The organism is Shewanella carassii, assembly GCF_002777975.1.
Classification (GTDB): Bacteria; Pseudomonadota; Gammaproteobacteria; order Enterobacterales; family Shewanellaceae; genus Shewanella; species Shewanella carassii.
Window position 1 is genome coordinate 1 of sequence record NZ_NGVS01000019.1, and the last position, 793, is coordinate 793.

General features: G+C 57.0%; 1 protein-coding gene. It reads right to left on the reverse strand.

The annotated features are described in order from the left end of the window. On the reverse strand, positions 1–589 hold a 589-nt coding region (tssI, locus tag CBE72_RS10440), incomplete at its 3' end, for a type VI secretion system tip protein TssI/VgrG (RefSeq protein ID WP_157929067.1). Positions 590–793: the final 204 nt, after the last annotated feature.

Genomic DNA, 793 nt, shown 5'->3' on the forward strand with positions numbered 1-793 from the left:
GGGGGCTCAGGCTCAGTTTGTCCAGTGCATCGCACAGCACCAGGGTGTGTTTGTCGCTGCTGTGCTCGAAGTAGTAGAACAACCCCGCTTCGCGGGTCAGGCGCTCGAAGAAGTCAAAGTCGCTCTCGCCATACTGCACGCAGTATTCCCGTTTGCGGCTTTCATGGCGCGGGTCACAGCGAAAGGCGTAGTCGGTAATGCCCATTTCGCCGAACAGTACCGCGATGATGTCGGTCAGGCTCTTTTCCTGGAAGATGCGGCTGTTGCGCCGCAGTTGCAGGCGGCTCAGGGCCGGCTCCAGTCTCAGCCGGTAGTAGGTCTGCCTATGGCCGCTGTCGCCGCGGCCAAAGCGGCTTACTATGCCGTGCAGTTCTCGTTGGCATTCGCCGTCCTGCCACCAACTCAGTACCCCACTCTGGTCCACCAAGTCGCTCGCCTTGATATCGTCCCGGCGACTCAGCAACTCAAGCTCAACCACATAAGGACTCGACAGCGATTCTTTCAGCTTGAACGACAGCACCGACAGGCTATCCTCTGCCAAACTGCCCGCCTTGAATCCAAAACGCATCCCGCTCCCTTGATGACTCATCTTCGCTGTCCTTATTGTCCTTGTCCTTTCGCGGTACTCTTGCTGTCTGAGCTCTTGCTGTCTGAGCCCCGGCTTCCCCTGTTTTAGGGAAAGGCGTTGAGCTCCGCTCGCTGAGTGCCCTTTTGCTCTTGGTTTAAATGCGATTGACTCGAATGTCTGTTGAATGTCCGTTTAGCCGAATTGCACCAAAAGCCATTGGCCTGC